The 16,551-nt window shown below is 43.0% G+C and carries 14 protein-coding genes and 1 pseudogene; 2 read left to right on the top strand and 13 right to left on the bottom strand.

Going from position 1 to position 16,551, the window contains the following annotated elements; all coding sequences use genetic code 11:
- Positions 1-64: 64 nt before the first annotated feature.
- The gene (locus tag MUS1_RS00525) at positions 65-748 is read right to left on the bottom strand and encodes a 1-pyrroline-5-carboxylate dehydrogenase (protein WP_036157599.1); all 684 of its coding nucleotides are present in this window, start codon (positions 746-748) and stop codon (positions 65-67) included.
- 14 nt (positions 749-762) lie between these two features.
- Positions 763-3,885 carry a bifunctional proline dehydrogenase/L-glutamate gamma-semialdehyde dehydrogenase PutA gene (putA, locus tag MUS1_RS00520; protein ID WP_036157596.1) on the bottom strand — a complete coding sequence of 1,041 codons (3,123 nt, stop codon included), beginning with the start codon at positions 3,883-3,885 and terminating at the stop codon, positions 763-765.
- Positions 3,886-4,269: 384 nt separating this feature from the next.
- On the opposite strand from putA, the pseudogene MUS1_RS15775 reads away from it, so the two are divergent.
- Positions 4,270-5,038, top strand: a pseudogene (locus MUS1_RS15775) (IS5 family transposase); the annotation flags it as partial.
- 206 nt (positions 5,039-5,244) lie between these two features.
- Here MUS1_RS15775 and MUS1_RS00510 read toward each other — a convergent pair.
- The 9 genes from MUS1_RS00510 to MUS1_RS00470 all read right to left on the bottom strand — a co-directional run bounded on the left by MUS1_RS00510 (position 5,245) and on the right by MUS1_RS00470 (position 13,337).
- On the bottom strand, positions 5,245-6,522 hold the full coding sequence (locus MUS1_RS00510; protein ID WP_245595723.1) for a TRAP transporter large permease: 1,278 nt from the start codon (positions 6,520-6,522) through the stop codon (positions 5,245-5,247).
- A gap of 20 nt (positions 6,523-6,542) precedes the next feature.
- Positions 6,543-7,091, bottom strand: coding sequence for a TRAP transporter small permease (locus MUS1_RS00505; RefSeq protein ID WP_036157590.1), 549 nt, complete (start codon positions 7,089-7,091; stop codon positions 6,543-6,545).
- Positions 7,081-8,103 (bottom strand): TRAP transporter substrate-binding protein, encoded by a 1,023-nt coding sequence (locus MUS1_RS00500; protein ID WP_036157587.1) that lies wholly within the window; start codon positions 8,101-8,103, stop codon positions 7,081-7,083. Before MUS1_RS00500 ends, MUS1_RS00505 begins: the two co-directional genes overlap by 11 nt.
- Before the next feature lie 140 nt (positions 8,104-8,243).
- Positions 8,244-9,572 (bottom strand): fumarylacetoacetase, encoded by a 1,329-nt coding sequence (gene fahA / locus MUS1_RS00495; protein ID WP_036157584.1) that lies wholly within the window; start codon positions 9,570-9,572, stop codon positions 8,244-8,246.
- 66 nt (positions 9,573-9,638) lie between these two features.
- Positions 9,639-9,974 carry a cupin domain-containing protein gene (locus MUS1_RS00490; RefSeq protein WP_211236401.1) on the bottom strand — a complete coding sequence of 112 codons (336 nt, stop codon included), beginning with the start codon at positions 9,972-9,974 and terminating at the stop codon, positions 9,639-9,641.
- A 21-nt stretch (positions 9,975-9,995) separates the two neighbouring features.
- Positions 9,996-10,901 (bottom strand): 3-hydroxyacyl-CoA dehydrogenase family protein, encoded by a 906-nt coding sequence (locus MUS1_RS00485; RefSeq protein WP_036157580.1) that lies wholly within the window; start codon positions 10,899-10,901, stop codon positions 9,996-9,998.
- On the bottom strand, positions 10,901-11,710 hold the full coding sequence (locus tag MUS1_RS00480) for an SDR family NAD(P)-dependent oxidoreductase (protein ID WP_051436015.1): 810 nt from the start codon (positions 11,708-11,710) through the stop codon (positions 10,901-10,903). Before MUS1_RS00480 ends, MUS1_RS00485 begins: the two co-directional genes overlap by 1 nt.
- 1 nt (position 11,711) lies before the next feature.
- Positions 11,712-12,515: a cyclase family protein gene (locus MUS1_RS00475; protein WP_036157577.1), complete on the bottom strand. Its 804-nt coding sequence runs from the start codon at positions 12,513-12,515 to the stop codon at positions 11,712-11,714.
- Between the two features lie 15 nt (positions 12,516-12,530).
- On the bottom strand, positions 12,531-13,337 hold the full coding sequence (locus MUS1_RS00470; protein WP_036157574.1) for a cyclase family protein: 807 nt from the start codon (positions 13,335-13,337) through the stop codon (positions 12,531-12,533).
- A gap of 256 nt (positions 13,338-13,593) precedes the next feature.
- Between MUS1_RS00470 and MUS1_RS00465 the strand changes: the two genes are divergently transcribed.
- Complete coding sequence (locus tag MUS1_RS00465; RefSeq protein WP_036157570.1) at positions 13,594-14,481, top strand: LysR family transcriptional regulator; 888 nt, start codon at positions 13,594-13,596, stop codon at positions 14,479-14,481.
- A gap of 185 nt (positions 14,482-14,666) precedes the next feature.
- On the opposite strand, the gene MUS1_RS00460 is transcribed toward MUS1_RS00465, so the two are convergent.
- Positions 14,667-15,440 carry a helix-turn-helix domain-containing protein gene (locus tag MUS1_RS00460; RefSeq protein ID WP_036157568.1) on the bottom strand — a complete coding sequence of 258 codons (774 nt, stop codon included), beginning with the start codon at positions 15,438-15,440 and terminating at the stop codon, positions 14,667-14,669.
- 136 nt (positions 15,441-15,576) lie between these two features.
- Entirely contained in the window at positions 15,577-16,536 is a 960-nt protein-coding gene (locus MUS1_RS00455) for an NADPH:quinone reductase (protein ID WP_036157565.1), read from the bottom strand.
- Between the last annotated feature and the right edge of the window lie 15 nt (positions 16,537-16,551).

The following is a 16,551-nucleotide window of genomic DNA, read 5'->3' as shown; positions in this document are numbered from 1 at the left end:
AAAAAAGCCCCTTGAATGACTCGTTTTATAATGAGTCGCTCAAGGGGCTTTCTTGTTTCTGAGCTTAGTCGTCCATGCTGCCTAGTTCAAGCAAGGTAGCATTACCACCAATGGCAGTAGTGTTGTTCGACACAGTGCGTTCCGTTACGAAGCGCAATAAATTATGTGGCTTCGCAATGGTGCTTAGCTGCTCACTGTCGGTTTCTTCGATCAATTGACAGATTAATCCGCCTTTTGCTGCAAGTCGTTGGCTTAGCTGCTGTGCTTGCGTGTCATCACACAATGTAGCAACACCGGCAAGGTGATCGGCTTCAATCAAAGAATCCAACGCTGAATCAGCGATGTTTTGAATCACGCCTTCTGCAACATATGGCATGATTTTATCCATGATGTCTTGGCCTACTTGCCCGACTGTAATCACAGGGTTACCCGCGATTAATGCTGTAAAAACCTGACCGACCAAACCGACGTTAGCCTTGTCACTTTCGACCAATGATATGCAAAGAAATGGCCCACGGCCTTGGCTAGAAAGTTCGTTGCGTTCGCCGGTTGGTCCTGGCATAACACGCGTTTCTGCAATTTCACGCTTGGCGTTATCGATTTGCCATTGCGCCATGTTGCGTTGCTCATCAGAAAAAGCAACAAGGGCTTTTTCCAATTTTTCTGCACGGCCAGTTACACCAATTTTGTCCCATGCTTCGAAGACAGCTTGAGCGACCTGAATTTGGATAGGTTGTACGATTGTCATAATGTTGTCTCCCCTTAAAGGTCTTGCTCAATGGCGAAGCGTTGTAAGTAATGCGGACCGCCAGCTTTTGGCCCTGTACCAGACAAACCTTGACCACCAAAAGGTTGTACGCCAACAACAGCACCGACTTGGTCACGGTTGATGTACAAGTTACCCACGCGAGCTCGGCTTGCGATATTGGCGCAGGTTGTTTCGTTACGACTATGAACACCCAGCGTTAAGCCGAAGCCTGAATTGTTGATAGTGTCGATGATCTTGTTTAGATCACGAGCCTTGTAGCGAACCACATGAAGAATTGGGCCGAATTTTTCGTCCGTTAATTGATCGATGCTGTCGATTTCAAAAGCAGTTGGCGCAACATAAGTGCCTTTGTCTGCAAATTCAGGCAAAGCCGTTTGAGCAATCAATTTGCCTGCTGTCTTCATGTATTCAATATGATCAAGCAGCATTTTTTGTGCTTTCTTATCGATCACAGGGCCAACATCCGTGCTGTGCAAATAAGGTAAACCAACGGCTTGTTCTTGCATTGCGCCTTTGATCATTGGGATGACTCGGTCTGCAATATCTTCTTGTATAAACAAAACACGCAAAGCGGAACAGCGCTGACCTGCTGACGCAAACGCAGAGCGAACTGCATCACGGACGACTTGTTCTGGTAAAGACGTTGAATCCACCAACATGGCATTTTGGCCACCAGTTTCAGCAATCACAGGAACGGGAGCGACGCCTCGTACGGCCAAAGTGCGATTGATCAATTGTGCTGTTCCCGTTGAACCGGTAAACGCCAAACCTGCGATACGTTTGTCGCTGGTTAACGGCGCGCCAACCGTTGCGCCATCACCTGGAAGAAGGTGAAGTACATCTGTTGGAATGCCTGCTTGATGAAGTAATTCAATAGCACGAAAGGCAATCAAACTGGTTTGTTCTGCTGGTTTCGCAACAACGGTATTACCGACGACTAGTGCGGCAACCACTTGGCCTGCAAAAATGGCCAATGGGAAGTTCCAAGGGCTGATGCAAGTGAAAACGCCTCGGCCTTTAAGTTGTGCTTGTTTGCCCTGACCTAAGAAATCAATGTAAGAGGTTGGCGTTGCAAAGTGGCTGCGGGCTTGTTGTGCATAATAGCGACAGAAATCCACCGCTTCTCGTACTTCGTCAATACTGTCTTGAATGGTTTTCCCTGCTTCACGATGGCAAAGTGCCATAAGTTCCGCGTAGTTTTCTTCCATCAAGTCTGCCGCGCGATCCAAACAATCCGCTCGTTCTGTTGCCGGACGTGCTGACCAAGCAGGAAACGCAGCTTCCGCAAGGTCAATTGCTTTACTAACTGTTTCTGTATCGGCCCAGTCAATTTGTCCTGCCGCTTGGCTGTGATCGTAAGGGCTCAATATTGAGTGAGTGTGACCCGTTGCCACTTTTTCACCGCCAACAATAGGGAAGGCGCGCCATTGCGTGTCTTGCTCCATGAAAGCGTCTATTTTTGCTTTGAATGGCGTCCACTCAGAAGCTATTTCAATGTTTGGACCGAATGAGTTCTTACGATCATCAAACAAGTTCGCTGGCAAATTGATGTGCGGATTCGCCAATGATTTTCGGCTTTCTAGTGTTGTTACTGGGTGGTCTATCAAATCAGCGATTGGGTAGCTGGCATCAATTAAGCGATGTACAAAAGAACTGTTAGCGCCGTTTTCTAGAAGGCGACGTACCAAGTAAGGAAGTAGGTCTTTATGGCTGCCAACAGGAGCATAAATACGAACACAGATATCATTTTCTTTTATTAAATGGTTATAAAGCGCATCGCCCATACCGTGTAAACGTTGGAATTCGAACTCTTCTGATGTGGCTCCAAGCTGTTTTGCTAAACAATGTATTGTCGCGATGGTATGCGCGTTATGGCTGGCAAACTGCGGAAAAATATTCGCGCGGGTATGCTCGCTCAAAAGAAAGTTGGCACAGGCAAGGTAAGAAACATCAGTGGATTCTTTACGGGTATAAACAGGATAACCATTGATGCCTCGTTGCTGGCAAAGCTTGATTTCAGAATCCCAGTAAGCACCTTTTACAAGGCGAATAGGAATACGATCACCTTGTTCTTTCGCCAAGGCAGCAAGCCATGCTAAAACTGGTAGAGCACGTTTAGAGTAAGCCTGAACAACGAGACCGAATAATCCCCAGCCGCGAGTTGCTTCATCACGGTAAAGCTTTTCAAACAAGTTTAAAGAAAGCTCTAGACGATCGGCTTCTTCTGCATCGATGGTGATGCCGACATTCAATTCGCGTGCTTTGGTGATTAAGCCTTTTACACTCTCGGAAAGCTCTGTCATGACGCGCTCTTCACAACCAATTTCATAGCGTGGGTGAAGTGCAGAAAGTTTGATAGAAATCGTAGGGCGATGTTTTTGGTTGTAGGTGTCTTTACCAACGGATTCAACTGCTTGTTCGTAAGAGTGCAAATATTTGTCTGCGTCTTCAGCAGTAAGAGCCGCTTCACCTAACATGTCAAAAGAATAGGTGTAACCTTTGTCACGATAGCCTTTGCCACGCGATAAGGCTTCTTTGATATCACGACCTAATACAAATTGATGCCCCATGATTTTCATGGCTTGGTTCATCGCTTTGCGAATCACAGGCTCAGATACACGGTTTACCATGCGGTTTACAAGGTTGGCTGGTGTGCCATCTTGGTTTTCGTCCATGGTGACAATCTTGCCTGTTAACAATAATCCCCATGTTGAGGCGTTAACGAAGAAAGAGTCTGAATTTTTAGCGTGAGAAGCCCAATCGGCAACGCTTAAGCGATCTTTGATAAAAGCATCGGCGGTTTCTTTGTCTGGCACGCGCATCAAGGCTTCAGCAAGGCACATTAATAAAATGCCTTCTTTTGTGTCCAAACTGTATTCCAGCAAAAGCGCATCGATCATCGACATGTTGTCGTCGTCTTTACGTACTTTCGCAATCAAATCAGAGGCTGCGTTAGTGTGATCTGCAAGTTGTTGCTCTGTCGGCTTCGCAAGAGGCAAAAGCTCTTTTAACCAGCTTTCTTCATCCGCTTTATAAAGAGGGGAAATAAGAGTCCATAATTCATTGAGTGGTTTTTGAATAAATTCTGGCTGTAACACATCAATCGCTTTAAACATGATTGGATTCTCCCGAGCTGCATAAAAAGCGGATTTAGCTTTTTACCAAGGTCGCATATTGTTATAGAGCATTACACATTTCTTTGACCACTTTTTAAGCAACAAAAGTGAAAAAATGCATGTCCGGATAATGCTGACACTTTAGTGACAGAGGGGATTCATTGTCTTTCGAAAAAATCGTGTATTTTTATAAGAAAGTCCGGCTGGAGAGGAAAAAAATCAAGCGTGTTTTATTGTTGTGCAAAAAACCGTTTTAAAAGCGGGAAACGCTTACAAATTGGGCGTTTTGATAGAATTTTAAAAGACTAACAATTACCGAATTGTTTTTGGTATTTGAGTGGTGTGATGTCAAGTGCTTGTGAGAAAAGTGTGGCCATAGCACATTGGTCCAACATGAGTGATCCAGCAATGGAAGATGCCTTGTATGAGATCACGTCCATACGCTTTTTTGCTGACTTATCGTTAGATAAACTGATTCTCGATCACACCACCATCATGAATTTCAGACACTTATTAGAAAAACACAAGCTCTCGCGCCAGCTTTTTAAAGAAGTGAATAAATGGCTGTCTGAAGCAGGCATTTACCTCAAAGAAGGCACTATTGTTGACGCGACTATTATTGAAGCGGCCAGCTCAACGAAGAATAAAGCCAAAGAAAGAGATCCTGCGATGCATCAAAAACAAAAAGGTAAGCTGTGGTTCTGGCTTTTAAAGCCCATATTGGCGTTGAGGCTAGAACGGGGTTAACTCAAAGTGTGAGTACAACGACGGCCAACGTTTATGACATCACGAAAACAGCGAACCTTCTTCATGGCGAAGCATATTTTGTCTCGCGGATTCTGGCTATCGTGGTGCTCAAAAGCGAGAAGAGTTAAAAGATGTCAAAGTAGATTGGTTGATTGCAGATATTCCGAGCAAAGTAAGAACCTTAAAAAAGTACCCTAGAAAAAATAAGCAGCCCATCAAAACGGAATATATCAAAGCGAGTATCCGAGTAAAAGTCGAACCCCCCTTTAGAATCATCAAGTGTCAGTTTGGTTTTAGAAAAGCTATTTATCATGGGTTAGCTAAAAATGGCAGCAAGCTCACCATGCTGTTTGCTCTTGCCAACGTATTTCGAGTTGACCAGATGATCGAAGCTGCAAAAGGTTAATTCGTTTAAAAAACCACTAAACAAGGTTTAATTATCTTGTTTAGTGGTAGAAAAATGACAAACTAGCCACATTGCTGGCTGCCATTATTTTTTCAGAATACTAAGGCGCGCAGTTCGACTTGATCGCATGTTCCTTAGATGCTCTAAGTCGACCTCATAATTATTTTTCTGTGAACTCCATGTTTATCTAATAGAATATGCATATATTAACTTAGTGAAGGTAGATATAGCGTTAGGGCTGGTATAAAAATTAACAAGGCCAATCGAACAGTGTCAGCAAGAATAAATGGAATTATACCTCGCATTACAGTGCTTGCAGGCAAATCATCTACAACACCCTGAACGACAAAAAGGTTCATACCTATAGGCGGCGTGATGAGACCTAGCTCTGCGACAGTAACCACGATGATACCAAACCAAATAGGATCAAAGCCAAGAGAAACAATGAGCGGATACACAAATGGGGTTGTCAAAAGGATCATGGACATAGCATCCATAAAACAGCCAAGCACAAGATAAAATACGATTATCGCTAGTAATGCATAAGATGGAGGCAATCCGTTAGCTTCTACCGTTGAAACGAGAAGTTGTGGTAGACCGGAAGTTTCCATAAAGAAATTAAAGAAAGAAGCTCCGATGATGATAAAGAAAATCATCCCCGTCAATCCCACCGTTTCACGCATGGCAGACATTAGAGATTCTCGGTTAAGAGAGCGTCGTGCTATAGCAAGCGCAACCGCGCCGAATGCACCTATTCCAGCAGCCTCTGTTGGAGAAAATAAACCAAACTGAATGCCTCCGATAACAACAGTAAACATAGCAAACATGGGCCATGCTTTACGAAGTATTCTCCATTCAAAATCGGGTGAACTTACTTGTTTATTCTTCAGAAGGTCTGGTTTAATCCGTACAGAAATAGCAACACATATAACATAAAGAGCGGTTGCTAGCAGTCCAGGTATTATGGCTGCAAGAAATAGCTTGCCTATTGATTGCTCAGTTAATAATCCGTAAATGATCAACAATACGCTAGGAGGTATCATTACCCCCAACGTGCCGCCCGCCGCGATACTTGCAGCGGAAAGTTCGTCAGAGTAACCAGCTTTACGCATTTCAGGTAGTGCAACACGGCCTATTGTCGCTACTGTTGCTAATGATGAACCGCATATAGCACCAAAGCCGGCACATGCACCTATTGTTGCCATTGCAAGCCCACCCTTTAGTCGACCGAGGAGCATATTGGCAGCTTGGAATAAGTCCGCAGATAGACCGCACCGTGCAGAAAAAACCCCCATCATTAAAAAGAGGGGGATAACTGATAAGGAATAGGGGAATATTGCTTCAAACGGTGCTGATCCTGCGACAAATAACACACCAGAAAATCCGTTAATGTAGGCATAACCAGTGATGCCTACAAGCCCTAAAGAGAGTGCAACCGGAACGCTGAGTGATATAAGGAATAAGGATAGCAAGAAGCCGAACATACCAATCATAGGGTCAGACATCAGTGTTTACCTCCATTAGGTTTACGTTCAAATAGTGGATATAAAAACGACGATATACAAACAACTAATGAAATCGTTAATCCAGCGATCAGAGGCATCCAATACCATGTTAGCGGTAGACTTAGTGTTGCTGAACTGGATGGAAAGACAAATTGACCATTGAGTTCTTTAGAAGCACTCCATAGGCAAATGCCGAGTACAGCAATTCCAGTCATCGCTGTCAGAGATCGAGAAAAACAGCAGAAGCGTTTTCCCAAAAAATCGAGGGCGATATCGACTCTGATATGACGATTGTTTAGGAAGTTGACACCTATACCGAGTGGAACGGCTACCATAATGGCTAGCTGCATTAGATCTACTACACCGATGATCCCCCAGCGAGGCCGGATATTGGTAAAAACTTCAATGATGGTTGAACTTAGACGCAAACCAACATCTACTACCGTTAATAACATGGCGAGAGCTATACCAATAAAAGACAGCACAGTGACTAGATCCGACACTAATTGCTTTCCAGAGCGAGGAGTGTCGTTATGTTTAGTTTGCATTTGAGATCTCTTTCATTTTTGTGTAAATCTCACGGGCATTGCTGATTCCTTTATTTTCTAGATTAGCAAGGTAGTTATCAATCATTGGTTGAAGTTTCTCTAGCCAATTGGCGCGCTGCTCATCACTTAGTACTGTTATTTCATGTCCAGCACTGTTAGCTAGATCATATCCAGCTTTATCCCATTTATTCCACCAATTTCCGAATTTCGCGACAAGTACATCACCAGTTGATTGATCTATACAAGCTTTGACATTTTCTGGCATTTTGTCATAACTTGCTTGGTTAATACCGAACCAAAATGTAGCCACATAGGTTTTTGCATCTAGGTGATATTTCATTACTTCAGCAAGATTGAATGAATCCATGGTATCCCAGGTAAATACTGCACCATCAATCACTCCTTTTTCGGCATTTTCGTAAACATTTCCTGGTGGCAAACCCACTGGGTCTCCTCCCAAGGCCTTAATCATAGAGGCTGTAGCTGCAGTAGGAAAACGCAAACGTAATCCACTCATATCATTGATATTGGTGACAGATTTTTTTGTCGTGTGCACTTGACCTGGGTTGCTCGAATATAGCGCCAACATCTTTACGCCAGGATATTCGTCTTGCAAATAATCCGGAAACAGCTTCCATAGGCTGCGAGAGGCTTCATCAGCATTTTTGAAAACGAAAGGTAGCTCAGCAATACGTGATCGTTCAAAGCGTCCACCAGGCATACCACTTAATCCGTTAGCAATATCGACGGCACCTGAACGTACTGCATCGTACAGTTTTGTTGGATTTCCAAGCTGTGTACCGCCTGGAAATATCTCAACTTCGACGGTACCACTACTGCAGGACTCGAGCTCTCGAGCCCATGGTTCCATGAAGTCTGAATGCAGTCCATTACCTGTCGGTAGGAAATGGGCGAGTTTTAATTTCAAAGGACTTTGGGCTGAGACCTGAGAGCTCAGAGCTAGTAACGAAGCTATTACCGTTATGAATATTTTTATTTTTATTATGTTCATTTTTGTCTCCTAGGCGGTTCGAACTAATTAAGAATTTACTTAATTAAAGAGTCTCTCTCGCCATTGATTATGTTCATGGGTAGACCTAGAAGATAGGTCTGTTTATTTTTCAGTTTAACGTATATTTGTCGATCTAATATTCAACCGAAGTAATCGAGTTTAGCTGGTAAAATCGTACTACTAAGTTCACCTAATCCAATGCGTCTCAGGCCTGTTTTTTCACACCAGGCGCGCATTATAATACGATCACCATCCTCTAAATAAGTACGACTCTCGCCATTACCTAAATCCACCGGCTCTATACCACCTTTCGTTAACTCTATGAGAGCTCCCTCGCTTCCTTTGTGCGGACCAGACATAGTGCCACTACCAAAAAAGTCTCCTGCCCTCAGATTACAACCATTGACTGAGTGGTGCGTTACCATTTGAGCTACAGTCCAATAGGAGTAATTAAAGTTAGTTAAACAAAGCTGAACTGGTGGTGTAAGGTTTTTACGCATTTTTGTTGTTTCTAATAAGACCTCTAGCTGTAGGTCAACACCACCGTATTCACGATTATTTTCTGATTCTAAATAGTGTAGGGGCTGCGGATCCGCTTCATCTCTTATCCAATTAGTACGATAAGGAGCCAAGGATTCCATTGTTACAATCCATGGAGAAATAGTGGAAGCAAAACTTTTAGATAAAAAAGGGCCAAGTGGTTGGTATTCCCAAGTCTGAATATCTCTCGCTGACCAGTCGTTAAGCACACATAATCCAAACACGTTCGACTCTGCCTCATCTATGAGAATACGCTCTCCCTGCTCATTACCTTTACCAATGAAAATCCCTACTTCCAATTCATAATCTAAGCGCTTGCAAGGGCCATAAGTTGGAGTCTCAGCATTAGATTCTATTGTTTGTGAAGAAGGGCGAAAAAAGTCCACACCTGACACATTGATGGAAGAACTTCGGCCGTGATAGCCAATAGGTATCCATTTGTAATTAGGTAATAGAGGGTTATCTGGACGAAATAAACGACCTACGTTTGTTGCATGGTAAATAGATGCATAAAAATCTGTGTAGTCACCAATAGTCGCAGGTATGGCATATTCAGCATCCACTTGAGCGATGAGGTAATTTGAAATTGTGGTTTTATCTTTTGAGCCTTCACGTAGTGAGCGTGATAATTCAAGGCGTAATGCTGACCAATAGACCTCACCCATTGCCATGAAAATATTCAAACTAGATTCAGAGGTAGCAGCTAAGGCTTTAGCTGCTACACCTACATAAATACCCGCCGCATTGAGTGCTGCTAAATCTATTATTTGATCGCCAATCGCAACGCCTCCACGGAAAAGTTCTTTTGACTCCCGTTTACGAAATATCGAAAAAGGCAAATTTTGAATCGGGAAATCAGTACTTGGTAAGTTGGCTGATTCTAGCCAGCTTACCAAACTTGGATCGTGTGTTTCGTTTAATATAACCATTTGTCTTGACTCCAATCTAGCAAATCTTCAAGAAATCTGGGTTTCCTTTTTAAAACATGCCCATTTTTAGTTGGGCGATATCACAAGCATTTGTACTGGATTGTTGGTTTTATTTTCGATTGAGCGTTCAGTGTTCGGTGGCAGATAGCAGCTGTCATATTGACCTAAAATGACTTCGCCATCACTGCTCGTTACGGTCATTTCACCCTTTAAAACTACATATACTTTCCCTGTTGGTGCTGACGCTTTATCCGCTCCACCACCCGGTAAAAAAGTAGAAAAACCAACCCAGTAATCTTCAAGGTTAGTCACGCCTTTTCCTTGTAAACGCATTGCACTCATATTAAAGTGCCCTTTTGCATCATATGGTTCTGCTGAATCGAAACGCTTAACTTCAATCATTGTCAGTTCCTATATTTTTAATCATTCTTTTGCTTGTTCTAAAAGAAAGCTATTAAACTTATCGCGTAAGGCTTTCGCCTCCTCTGGTGTCCATTTTCTGAAACCTTCACCCGTTGACATACCTAGGTGACCTTTGGCTATGCGATCCTCAAGATAAGGGTGTGGCTTATTGGTTCGATCAATATCAGGCATCAAAGTCTCATGAATTTGGTGTGTCAACTTTAAACCAACGAGATCAGATTGCTCTAATGGGCCCATAACGGCCAACCGTTTTCCAAAACCATATTTAACAACATCATCTACCGTTTTTGCGTCACAAATTCCAGCGGCTACAATCGCAATTGCCTCACGCTTAAGCGCATGCTGTAGTCTATTTCCAATAAAACCTGGTACATCTTTTCTAACGTGAACCGCATGATGACCTGCGTCAGTTAGCAATGCCATCATATACTCAACAGTGGCGTCAGAGGTTTTTTGGGCTTGAATAATTTCTACCAATTTTACTAAATGTGGTGGGTTCCAGAAATGCGAACCCACTATTCGTTCAGGATTACTGGCTTTTGAGGCTATTTCAGTAATTGGTAGCGCAGATGTGTTAGAGGCAATGATCGTATCTGACGAGACAATTGACTCAAGTTCAGCAACGATGAATTGCTTTATTTCCAGATTTTCAATAGCTGCTTCAATCACAACTTCTGCATTACTCACGGCTTCTGCCATATTATTATGGGAAGAAACCCTTATCACAGCACTACGGTCATGACCAAATAAAGTCGCTAATGCGTCAAGCCGTTCCTCCAAACTTGCCAAACTCTCAGGCGATCTATCAAAAACACTAACTAGATGGCCAGCACGGGCTAGAACATAGGCAATGCCATGCCCCATAAGGCCCGCGCCAATAATTGATATATTTTTTGGATTATCCATTATCCTGCTGTAAAGCCTCCATCAACATACATGATTTGCCCCGTGCAAAAATTAGATGCAGGTGACAACAAATAAAGCGCCATTCCCATTAAATCTTCAGCTTCACCCAAACGCTTAAGAGGAATGCGTGATAGGGAGCGTTCTTTCGTTGCACGTCCTACAGGATCATCACTCCACATCCAAGCAGTAAGCTTTGATCTAAATACTGTTGGCGCAATAGAATTAACAGTAATACCATACTGACCCCATTCGGTCGCAAGAACACGTGTTAGTGCATCCGAACCTCCTTTCGATGTGCAATACGCGGTATAACCAGAAATGTTCCCATGTCTTCCGCGAACAGACGACATCATCAACATTTTGCCTTTGACCTTATTTTTAATCCAATAAGAACCGACAGCTTTTGCCATAAACCAAGCGCCACGAACATTCGCATCCATAACCGCTTGCCAGTCTTCATAATCCATATCTTGAATGAAGCCCGCTTTGTTATAACCTGATGCAATACAGAGCTGATCAATTCGACCATATGTTTCAAGCGCAAATTCGCGAATGGCTTCAGCATCTTCAAGTGAGTCTGGACGGCGCTTCATGATAACCGCTTCCCCTCCTACATCCTCTACTTCAGCAAGAACAGATTGTAGTTCGTCGGATGAGCCAGAAACTAGAACCAATTTAGTGCCCATAGCGCCAAGCGTTAGAGCTGTTGCACGTCCAAAGGCACCAGATGCCCCTGTTATAATTGCTACTTTGTCTTTAACATTGAATAGAGACATCGGGTCACGAAGCGTTGAGGTAATATCACTCATATCAAGCTCCTGTTGGAATGCGGAATTTTTGATCGGGATCTATGACAGCCATTATGCGGACACCACAGCCGTCGCCTTCAGGCCAGCGCCAAGGGAAGGCCATAAATGTACAGCGATGCCCTGTGACAAGATCTAACTCTCCACCCACATTTTCAATAGCAGGAATGCCACCATCAACCATCAAAATTTTGTGAGCTGATTCCCAGTTAGGAAAGTCTTCTTTTACATCTCTCCCTGTATATTCTTTATATTCTTCGATCAGGTGTGGGTGTGTTGGCCCTAAGCCATGATCGACAAGCTTAGTTGCCATAGGATGATCATTGGCTTGGACATCAACACCAACCATTTTTACACCTTTGTCGACGAGCCATTGAGCACCATCAGCATATAAACCTGGTGAGTAAGCAAAGTATTCATCGGTATCCGCCATTTTTTTGTGCATACCAGTATTGATCATTACAATATCGCCACGTTGAATCTTAGGTCTTACGTCTTCTAAGTCTTTTGCAGTGATAACTTCCCATTTTCCCTTAGGAATGGATACGGCGACTCCTGTTCCAAAAAAAGAGCTAAGCGGATAACCCGTAATTGTTGGTGTATTACCTGTCACATGTATCGGCGCATCCATATGAGTTCCTCGATGCATGATGCCTTCAAATTCGTTGACATAAACACCATCCTTAGCATGAAATTTTTTAACGCCAACATTAATACCTGGAGTTGAAGGCCATTCAGGCATACCATGACCCCAGCGGTGACTGAGACTATAATAACGAAGACCGTTTTTTGTATTTAATTCTGCCATAATATTTCCCTCAGCTTATGCTGCTCCGTTTTCAATTCTGTAGTTACCGTCAGGGTTTGTGATCGCAACGAGTCTAACTGGGCAGGCATCGCCTTCTTTCCAGTTCCATGGCAACGCATGAAGCAAGGCTTCTTTACCAAGCATGTCATTTACATCGCCACCAACGTTTTCAATAGTTGGAATACCTGCACCTAATAAAACTTTATGAGCACCATTCCAAACACCATGTTCTTTTTTAGGATCTAATCCTGTTTCATCCTGATATTTGGCTGTCAGACGATTCATAATTGGCCCACCACGATGTGGTCCAAGTGATGTTGCTAGAGGGTGATCAATCTGAGGGGTGTCTATAGCGACAAGAGCCACTTTTTTCGAGACTAACCATTGAGCTGCTTCTATTGAAAGGCCTGGAGCGTCACCGAAGTACTCGAGACTATCTGAGTACTCCTTATGCCAACCAGTGACGAGAACAACAAGATCGCCCTCTTTAATCGATGGTGTTGCCGCTTCAAGATCTGCCACATTTATAAGTTCCCACTTACCTTTTGGAACAGACACAATAACGCCATTACCAAATAGATTTTCCATGGCAATATCACCGACCCCGACACCTCCTTGAATCATATGGATTGGTGCATTCACATGAGTCCCCGAGTGCATCACCATACGCATGCGGTGAGTCATTACTCCATGTTGTGCATGCTTGACGCTTCGATACATAACAACATCATCAAAACCAGGCATAGATGGTGCACCATGCCCCCAGATATGACTTAATTCGTGATAAACAAGGCCGCTTAGAGCCTCAAAATGACTATTCATGGTTTATTCCTACTCCATTTAGAGAAATGTATAGAGGTATATTGCTTCTCAATAGCGAGTTGGGCCAATATAATAAAAAGCTTTTCCCATAACTTTTTGTTATGTTCAAGGAGAAGGGGAGTCTATTTTTAAGTGAAATTATGTTTAAAATAGGAGTTTTGATGGTAAATTCGCTTGTATTATCAAGATAAAATGTAGTGGTATAACTTTTATCTAAAATGAAGAATTCGCTAATCCAATAAGAAGGAGCTATATATTGCAATCACGTTTACTTCAAAGTTTTTTAGTCGTCGCTGAAAAAAAAAGTATTACTGAGGCCTCAAATACTTTGCATGTAAGCCAGCCAGCACTTACAAAAAGCATTCAAAAATTGGAGGATGATTTAGGTGTTAAACTCTTTGAACGCCTTTCTGTAGGCGTTCAATTAACCAAATTCGGGGTGATTTTGCAGAGGCATGCAAAAATAATGGATAATGAATATCGTCATGCTGTTTCAAGTATTGGAGAATTGCGTGATGGCCGTTCAAGAGCATTAAGGATTGGTGCTGGACCTGTATGGCTAGTAAGTATATTGCCACCCGTTATTGCTCAATTTCAACGAGAGCACCCAGATGTGAAAATTTCTCTCATAGGTGGGGTAATAGATACATTATTACCCGCGCTTATCAATGGCGAACTTGACCTGATTTGTGTATCTCTTGATTTCCCAAATCGATCAGAGATCATAAAAGAGCCTCTTTTTGATGTATGCCATGTTTTAATCGCAAGTCCTGAGCATCCTTTAACCAAGCAGCCATTTGCTGAAACCGAGAGTATTCACAAGTATCCTTGGATGGTTTTAAAAAGTGACTACATTGGCACTGAACGCATTTCATCCTTTTTTGCGACTAATGGTTTAAAACCTCCTCAGATAGCACTTGAAACAACATCAATTTATAGCTTGTTAGAAGGGCTAAAGGGGGGGGATTATATTGCTCATATACCAAAACAAATGTTGCCACTTGCTCAATCTATGGGATTACAAGAAATCAAGCTGAAGCAAGTTATTTGGGAAACAGCGGCAGGTTTAGTGCAAAGGTCTTCAAACCGTAATAGCTCTCAAATGAATGAATTAATCTCACTTATACGTAATTTACCATTATAGCTATTTGAAACGAAAAGCATATCACCTCAGACTTGATAGATTATGCAGTGAAAGCAGTAAGAGGCGAACTAACCCCCATTAACCTAGGTGCAATATATTTATTATTTTAAATAATATTACTCGTGATTCATTTTTATATGGATTCTAGCATCAATAGCGCGTTTGGCAGCCATGATAAAACCGACTTAACGATTGCTAAATTGTTTCTGATATTTAAGCGGTGTAATTCCCAATATTTGCGAGAAAACATTGGTCATGGCGCTCTGGCTTGAGAAACCGCACATTTCTGCCACTTGGATAGGTGGAAAGCCGTCTCGAAGTAGATCTTGAGCACGTTCTAAACGCTTGCGCATTAAATATTGATGGGGCGTCATTCCAGTTCTATCTTTAAAGCGTTCATGAAATTGGCTGACGCTTAAAAAGCAAAAATTAGCCAGTTGATCAATATGAACACGGCGAGAAAGATTGAGCTCTATAAACTGATCGAGTTTGTCTATATCCAGATGATTGCCACGACTACGAACGTCTTTGTTGTTCATTTGATGACGAATAGCACTGAGCAGGGTATTACCGCAGGCACGTGCCAGTATAGAGTCGTTTGGGTATTGCTGAAGTTCACCAGATAAGGCTGACGCCAATATCTGTAAACGAGGGTTCAGCTGAAAATAAGCGGCTTGATCAAATAAGCGCGACACCACTTCATATTCTTCATCCGTGATGCTTTTTTGTGGCGGAATCGGCAGGTTTACCACCATGATCTGATTGTCTCCCAAGCCTGCGAAGGCATGACTGTTTGCTGAAGGGAGAATGCACCCTTCACCAATATGAAGCTGCTTGCCTTTGCCTTGAATTTCGAAGTCCGTATTGCCATCAAGCACAACGACCAATTGATGGTAATCGTGATCATGGGCATGAGCTTCTGTTGGCAAGCTGAAAACGTCAGAATCAGGCTGAGTCAAAAAGAGACCTTTTGTACAGATTAAATAGAAAGTATAGCGGGTTATAACATTAGCGATAAAAATAAACACGACGTTTCAAATGAAAGCATCGTGTTTACTGTATTATTGCTTGGAATTAGTGCACTTTAATATCGTATCAGCCGACACGAACGACTAAATTACCCAAAGCGCCTGACTTCAATACGTCTTCATGGGCTTGTGCTAGTTCAGTTAAATCGTAGCAATGACGAATGACTGGTTTCAAGACACCTTTTTCAAAAAGAGGGCGTAACGATTTTGCGATCAAAGCCAGTTCGTTTGGTTTAATGTTCGCAAGCGCAACACCAACGATAGATGCATCGCGAGCCATTAGGTCGCGAGGGTTAATCTCTACTGTGCCACGGTTACCAATGACGGCGACGCAGCCACCAAAAGCCAAGGCTTTTAAATCTTGGTCTAAGTTATGGTTTGCCAACATTTCGATGATCACATCAAAGCCGTTTTCCAAAGATTGGAATGGCGCAAGATGGTCATCTTCGTTATGCATGATGACGGTTTCGACACCTTGTTCACGTAGTAAGTCTGCACCGGCTTGAGTTCCTGCACTGGCAACCACATCCATTCCAGCAGACAAAGCTAACTGAATTGTCGCGATACCAACGGCACCCGTTGCGCCATGAACCAACACTTTATTACCTGTTTTAGCATTCGCACGGCCAAACAAAGCGCGATGCGCTGTGGTGTAAGGAATGCCTAAACATGCGCCTTCTTCAAAAGATAAAGCGTCCGCTAATGGGTAAGTGTGAGTTGTCGCACAAACTGCAAACTCAGCCGATGAACCTGTTAGGTTGCGGCTAAAATACACACGTTGGCCTACTTCGAAGCCAGTCACTTGATCACCTAATTCAACAATGGTTCCTGCACCGTCCAAACCTGGAGTATGAGGGAAAGTCGTCGAGTAGTTGTTTGTGCCTGAACGGAGATAAGTATCCACAGGGTTTACACCAGCAGCGCCAACTTGAACCAGAATTTGATCCGCATTGAAGTTCGGCTTACTTGTTTCTGTCAACGTCAACGCGCTAGCAGGTCCGTAGTCTTTCATTTGCATTGCTTTCATATTCTGATTCTCACT

It is taken from the genome of Marinomonas ushuaiensis DSM 15871, assembly GCF_000521805.1.
Taxonomy (GTDB): domain Bacteria; phylum Pseudomonadota; class Gammaproteobacteria; order Pseudomonadales; family Marinomonadaceae; genus Marinomonas; species Marinomonas ushuaiensis.
Note: the sequence above shows the minus strand (reverse complement) of the source record. Positions and strands in the feature narration are given on the sequence as shown.